Genomic DNA, 6,736 nt, shown 5'->3' with positions numbered 1-6,736 from the left:
TTATCTGTGGAGCCATCGTCTACCACCACTATCTCTACTGGTGCATAGCCCTGCTCCCGCACGCTCTCAATGGCTTCTGAGAGAAAATGAGCGTGGTTATAGCAAGGTATGATTACTGATACCAATGGAGCTTCTGCTGACTTTTTTCTTTCCATTGATTTAATAGTTTTTCGTTATTGCGCTTCGTCCGACTTCTGTTGTTAAAGTAATACCTGACGCCTGACCAAAGCCCTGTTATTTCAGACTTTAGAAGACCGTAGCGTAGTTCGTATTTAGGAAAACCTCTGACAACCATCTTCAAATACCAAACAGGCAGCACCCAAAATAAATAGCGATTGTAGCCAGCAGTTTTGCACATACTTTGCTGAATCAGGGCTGCTGCTGCATGACCACGCATGTAACTGAACATCTGCTTGTTTAAGTCCTTAAGGTCTTTGCGGTGTTTATGGAAAACTACTGCTCTTGGGTTATACTTTATAGTGTATCCACGCATTAGTATTCTAAACCACATTTCAGAGTCTCCGTTACACCCGGCAGCACCTACATCCAACAGCTCATCGAAATACCCGACTTCCTCTACCACAGATTTGCGGAAAGCCATATTAGCCCCGGCTCCGATTTCCCATATAGGCGGCCCATGGTTTAATGTTGCCTCGAAATAGGCTTTGTCATACACCTTATCCACATAACCCCTGTTAAAACTCCACCACTTCTCAAACAAATACTGCGCCTCAGTGCTTAGGTCTGATGCTATAACCAAGCCTGTCATAGCTGCTATAGATGGATCTTTAAAACCCTCCCATACTTTGTACACCCACAAAGGGTCTACCAGCACATCATCATCCACGAAAGCAACTATAGGAGCTTTTGCGTTTACAACTCCGGTGTTTCTGGCAATATCTAGCCCAGGTCTTGGCTCCATAATATACCTTACACCATTATGTTTCTGAACCACCTGTAGGGTAGAAGTATCAGTAGGAGCATTATCTATAACTACGATTTCTTCGGGTACACATGTCAGGTTTTCCAGGTTATGCAGGCACTGGTCCAGGTCAGCGGAACGGTTGCGGGTACAGATAACAACAGAAACAGGTACACTGGCAGGTACTGAATCAGCAACATAAGACGCAAATAGGCTTTCCATCCACTTACGCCACTCTGTTAGCTCCTGATTATGCAGTAAGCGTTGCCATTCTTTTATTGACTCAGGTTTATCTTTAGCATAGAAGCGAATAGTTGGTAAAATTATCTCTTCGAGCCTTTTAAGATATTCTTTTCCTGTAAGGGTTTGATCTGATGATATAAACAACTCCCCGAGTGCTACCTCTTTCCACCAAAAAACAAGATAATAGCCTTGCCCATTGGTGCGTTGCTCTGGAAATGCCAGTTGTTTATCTAAATAAACATGATTTATTTGGTATGAGTGATGAGCCTGCATAAGCGGGGGTAAACAAAATATTATTGAAGAACCATTTCTGACTGCCTGATTTCAAAAGGGAACCGCGGCCTGACTGCGCCCTGCCATTTACCATACCAGTTTGTATCGCCTCTGTAATCTGCGACATCAAATGAAAGGCATTCTTCCAGATAAAATAATTTTACTGAAGCATCTTTCACTACCATAAGAGAAAGATAATAAGAACCATCGTTTAGGAAGTTCCCAGGAATTTTGCACTCGCCTTCCACCAGACCTTTTTGGCAAAGCATTGTGGTGGAAGGTACATCAAAAACGCACTCGCCACCATAGTTAAATAAGTCCATTCCCATGTTCAGGACCACATTATCCTGCATGTTCCAAAACTTGAACCGAACGGTTAAGGGTGTTCGAATATCTATGGGATCATTTTCATCCTCTAGATGTGGTACAAGCTCAATGGACTTAAACCTTATCCATTCATTTCCTGGTGCCTCCTCTGGATTATCCCAACTTTCATTCATTTTATAGTGCTGAAGGCCTGCCAGATATTTATTAACAACTGCTGACGCTGCTCCAATTTCTCTCATGTGCCCTTTCTCCAGCCACAGCGCCTTGTCGCAAAGGTTGTTAACAGCCTGCATGGTGTGGCTCACAAATAGTACTGTTCTACCATCTTTCTGAGATACATCCCGCATTTTACCCAGGCACTTCTTCTGGAAGTCTGCATCACCTACAGCTAATACTTCATCTACTATAAGAATATCTGGCTCCAGGTGTGCCGCCACGGCAAAAGCCAAGCGCACATACATACCAGAAGAGTAACGTTTTACAGGTGTGTCAATAAATTTTTCAACTCCCGAAAAAGCAACAATTTCATCGAACTTGCTACGAATTTCATTCTTGCTCATACCCAAAATGTAGCCGCTGGTAAAAATATTCTCTCTACCTGTCAATTCAGGGTGAAAACCTGTTCCAACTTCCAGCAAGCTACTTACTTTACCTCTGCCTTTTACGTTGCCTCTGGTAGGCCTCACAATGCGCGAAAGAATTTTAAGCAACGTTGATTTGCCAGAGCCATTGCTACCGATAATTCCCCAAGCTTCCCCCTGTTTTATCTCAAAGCTCACATTCTGTAAAGCCCAGATAACATCTTTATGATGAGCACCCTCATGCCCCTGTAACTGAAAAAACGGATTTTCTTTTTTGAGTACAGCCGTTGTCCACCAATGCTGCAGGTCCTGGCGAAGAGAGCCAGTACCAATGGTGCCGAGGCGATACATTTTGGATAAGTTTTCTACTTCTATTACGATGTCTGCCATGCTTGAACTAAACTACATCTATTAGTTTGTCACCTTGCTTGTTAAATACTAGTAAGGCTGAAAACAACAAGACTATTGCAAATAAGGCACTATAGGCCAACTGAATAACTGTTACGGTACCCTCCCCAAACAAAGACAGGCGAAATAACTCGAATAACGGTGTTAGTGGGTTTAGCTGTACTAGCCACTGTGCCCAAGCAGCTTTTTCAGAGATAAATGCAACAGGGTATATAACAGGTGTCAGGAACATGAACAGCCGCAGGCCCAGGTTAACAAAGTTTATCAGGTCGCGGTATTTGGCTGTCAGCACAGAAAAAATAAGGCCTAAGCCCAAACCTATGGTACCTACCAAAAAGATAGCAATAGGCAAAGCGAATATCCACGGCTGAAACCTAAGCTCAAAGCCCTGAAATAACCAATAGTAAACAGTACCTAATACCAACAGCAACAGCTGCATCAAAAAACGCAGAAAGTGTGTACTTAAAGCTGAAATAGGCATTAAAATACGAGGGAAATAAACTTTACTAAAAACGTGTGCATGCTCCTTAAAGGTAAAAGCTGTACCTCCAAAGCTATCGTTAAAGAAATTCCAGAGCACAATACCCGAAAAGTAAAATAAGACAGCAGGCACATTACCTGTTGAGATTCCAACCAGCTTGTAAAAAACGACAATATAAGTAACCAGAGTAAAAATTGGCTGAATCAGTATCCAGACGGGTCCCAGAACTGTCTGCTGGTAATTTAATAAAAAGTCGCGCCTCACATGATTTGCCACCAGATGCCGATAAGCCCACAGTTCAGGCAAACTCCACCCCCAGTAGCTTGTTTTAGATCCTATTTCCCAATCCCACTTTCGTTCATTTGTTGACATACTATGCTTATTTTACCTAAAAAGTAATAATAAATACTAAAATTATAAAAAATAATTAAAAGATATCTTTAAACCAAAATGTACCACCTAACTCTTAACTCATTAATATGTCTCAAATTTTTAACAAAATTAGGCAAAAATATACATTATAAACTCCGTTCAGGAATAATCAGACATGGATTACAATTTCTTTCAAAAAATGTTACACTTATGCTCCTTATTTTGCACAACTGAAATGAGAACTTAATGAACCTCATTGATCAAAACAGGACAATAAAATAATTATTTATTACCTGTTCCATGTGAGCAAAGTTATCAGCACAACTATAAACTGTCTCTTTATTAACTCATTAAGAGTTATAACTTACTTTAATCTGCATTTGGAGTTTTGACTCTTAAATCAGTAAAATACTCTCAAGGAAACAGCTGTTATTGCACTACTTACACCACCTAAATGGGTACTATTCAGAATTTCATTCCTAGCTTTATTTACTACCACCAAGCTTTAACTTTTTACTCCTGAACTTTTAATCATTAGCCCCTGAATTATCTAACTGGCTTTTAAAAGCACTTAACACATCACTGGTAATCTTATCAACAAACTCTAACAAGCTTCCTACCTGATCAGTATCAGCTTTTTTCCTTGCTATGTCTTCTATTTTCCGTAAGGCTTCGGTAGCATCTTTAATTTTAATGTTCCCATAAGTTGACTTAAGTCTATGAGCCGTTAGAGCTACTACGCCCCAATTTTTCTTATGAAACGCATCTGTAAGTTCAGCTAGTTGATCAGGTACCGTATCAATAAATAACTTCTGCATCTTCCTAATAAACAAGGCATCATCTGCCAAATCACCTAGCCCGGTGAAATCGAATAAGGGTTGTTCTTTACCTTCATCCACCATATTGTACGGCTGAACTGCTCCAGTTTCCTGGCCAACATTAGCAGCAATAATATGTTGCAGTTCTGACTCATGGCAAGGTCTGAACAGGAAGTCAGAAAAGCCAAGCTGTTGATATTTCTCTCCTTCATAACTTCTTGCATTGGCAGTAAAAGCAACAATTGGCACGCTTTGGTTAGGATTACTCTCACTTCTGATCCTAAATGTCACTTCTATGCCATCCATTCTGGGCATTTGTATATCCATTAAAATAAGATCATATTCTTTTTCTTTAGCCTTTGTCAGAGCTTCTTCACCATCATAAGCTAAATCAACATCAATCTCCCAAGATTGTAGCATAGACATAGCGAGCAGCTGGTTGATACGGCTGTCTTCAGCTAAAAGAACTCTTAGCCCCTTTAATTTATCTGTAGGGATAGGTTGTTCCTTCTCACCTGACACGGCGGCTTTATCACTTACAACATAGGGCAGGTTAAAACAAAAGCTTTTACTTTGTTCCGAAAGGTCACTCTCCTGCCACATTCGCCCTCCCTGAAGCTCAATTAAATTTTTGCATAAAGTAAGCCCACGCGCTGTATCACCATAAAGCTGTGCAAAACTATTCTCACATTGCCCTAAAACTTGCAGCTTACTTTCATCCAGGGTCTCACTTGAACTTTTCACGCAAAACTCCACAAAAATCACTTTGCCTTGCCTCTCTTTAACACTTGCTGTTATGTGCACCTTGCCCCTTTCAGCCAGTGTTATTGCATGATTAGTAACGATGAATAACACTTGGCTTAATCTATACGGGTCTCCCTCCACTAACGGAATAAGATCATCAGATGGCTCCTTTAGATTCAATAGAACTCCAAGCTCCTCTGCTCTTGCCTTCAATGCTGTTTTAGCGTCATTCAAAATAGAAGTAATTAAAAAAGGCTGTACAACCAGATTTATTTTCCCTGATTCCAGACTAGCATGATCAAGAATGTTGTCTGGAACTGACAGCAAGTTATCTGCAATAGACAGTATCATATTAAGCCCCTCTTCCTGCTCCTGCGCTAAGGAGTTCTTTTTCATAGACTGAGCCAATTCTGTAATTGCATTAACGGGAGTTCTGATCTCGCTACTCATGTTTGCCAGAAAAATTTCCTTGTTCTTTTCTGAGTCTTCTGCTAACTGAACGGCTTTCTTTAAGGGAGTTATATCAGAAGAAATAGTAAGTACATACAGAGAACCATCTGGCTGCGTGAGTATTTTTTTTGTGGTACTAAACCACTGTTTATCTCCATTCTCCAGTTTATATAGTTCTTCGAACGTTACGGCTTCAGCTAATTTTGATCTGATAATTTCAAGGTCTCTTTCATAAGAGTAATCAATATCTATTGAACCTTTGCTTAATAAAGCGTCAGCTGTTTGTCCATGTAATTTTGCAAACGCATTATTTACCAGCACAAACTTTCCATGCTCGTTTCTTATGTATATTGGATTGGGAGATGAATCTATTATTTGCCTTGAGAATTCCATTTTACGCTTCGTATTGCTGCTTTACTATAATCTGCACCTACTTCCCTGCCAGCTTTCTGTCTGAAGAAACAACTCCACCGAGATAAGTGAACATTATATCACTCTGTTTACGAAAATTTACGGTATATAGATATATAAATATATATACTAAGCAGCATCTTGGTAAAATAATTTCCTTACAAGAACGATTATAATGAACGAGTGCTAATATATTTAAGTTTAGTGCAATTTATAGTTGACATAATAGTTGTTTGAGCTTATGTCTTCTATTCATATAGACTGTTTATTAGTTGATACTCTTAAGAGCAGCATGAATAGATGCGCTGCACCAATTGCTCTGACAAACAGAGCGTAAGTTCAAAGGAGAGCCCATTCGAATCTAAGGAGCGGTTTGGGAACAACATTGGTAACTAGATGTACAAAGGAAGTACTTATTGATAAAGGAATTAAGCAGAGAAAAGCTACAGCAGATACGGCTCAAGACAATTAATTATCGACAGAGACCAGTTTGCTATGAGAAAATACCTTTTGCTTTCACTGATTAAGTAATATTGATGCCAGCCTTACAATTTAAGTATCTAATATTACTAAAAATGTAAGGATGAACTGTTCTTGCAGAAGCTAATAGAAATCTTACGCTTCAACCCTTTTTAAAGAGCAGGAGGGACACTAACAGTACTTTAACTATCCTTGATATATCATAGATCAAAAGGGTGTTTCTTTG

The 6,736-nt window shown here is 39.7% G+C and carries 5 protein-coding genes; all 5 read right to left on the bottom strand.

Annotation, left to right across the window (positions count from 1 at the left end; genetic code table 11):
• A partial coding sequence (locus LN995_RS21240; protein ID WP_229963107.1) for a glycosyltransferase family 2 protein occupies positions 1-155 on the bottom strand: 155 nt, incomplete at its 3' end.
• The gene (locus LN995_RS21235) at positions 113-1,438 is read right to left on the bottom strand and encodes a glycosyltransferase (protein ID WP_229963106.1); all 1,326 of its coding nucleotides are present in this window, start codon (positions 1,436-1,438) and stop codon (positions 113-115) included. The genes LN995_RS21235 and LN995_RS21240, both read right to left, overlap by 43 nt.
• A gap of 20 nt (positions 1,439-1,458) precedes the next feature.
• The gene (locus LN995_RS21230; protein WP_229963105.1) at positions 1,459-2,736 is read right to left on the bottom strand and encodes an ABC transporter ATP-binding protein; all 1,278 of its coding nucleotides are present in this window, start codon (positions 2,734-2,736) and stop codon (positions 1,459-1,461) included.
• A gap of 7 nt (positions 2,737-2,743) precedes the next feature.
• On the bottom strand, positions 2,744-3,607 hold the full coding sequence (locus tag LN995_RS21225; RefSeq protein WP_229963104.1) for an ABC transporter permease: 864 nt from the start codon (positions 3,605-3,607) through the stop codon (positions 2,744-2,746).
• Positions 3,608-4,134: 527 nt separating this feature from the next.
• Positions 4,135-6,012, bottom strand: a complete 1,878-nt coding sequence (locus LN995_RS21220; RefSeq protein ID WP_229963103.1) for a response regulator — start codon at positions 6,010-6,012, stop codon at positions 4,135-4,137.
• Between the last annotated feature and the right edge of the window lie 724 nt (positions 6,013-6,736).

The sequence above is a fragment of the Pontibacter silvestris genome, from assembly GCF_020907275.1.
Taxonomy (GTDB): domain Bacteria; phylum Bacteroidota; class Bacteroidia; order Cytophagales; family Hymenobacteraceae; genus Pontibacter; species Pontibacter silvestris.
The sequence above is the reverse complement of the archived record's forward strand: the minus strand, read 5'-3'. Positions and strand labels throughout refer to the sequence as shown.

Coding starts and splice junctions, on each gene's coding strand:
- LN995_RS21235 (WP_229963106.1), bottom strand. CDS start 1,438: ATGCAGGCTCATCACTCATACCAAATAAATCATGTTTATTTAGATAAA.
- LN995_RS21230 (WP_229963105.1), bottom strand. CDS start 2,736: ATGGCAGACATCGTAATAGAAGTAGAAAACTTATCCAAAATGTATCGC.
- LN995_RS21225 (WP_229963104.1), bottom strand. CDS start 3,607: ATGTCAACAAATGAACGAAAGTGGGATTGGGAAATAGGATCTAAAACA.
- LN995_RS21220 (WP_229963103.1), bottom strand. CDS start 6,012: ATGGAATTCTCAAGGCAAATAATAGATTCATCTCCCAATCCAATATAC.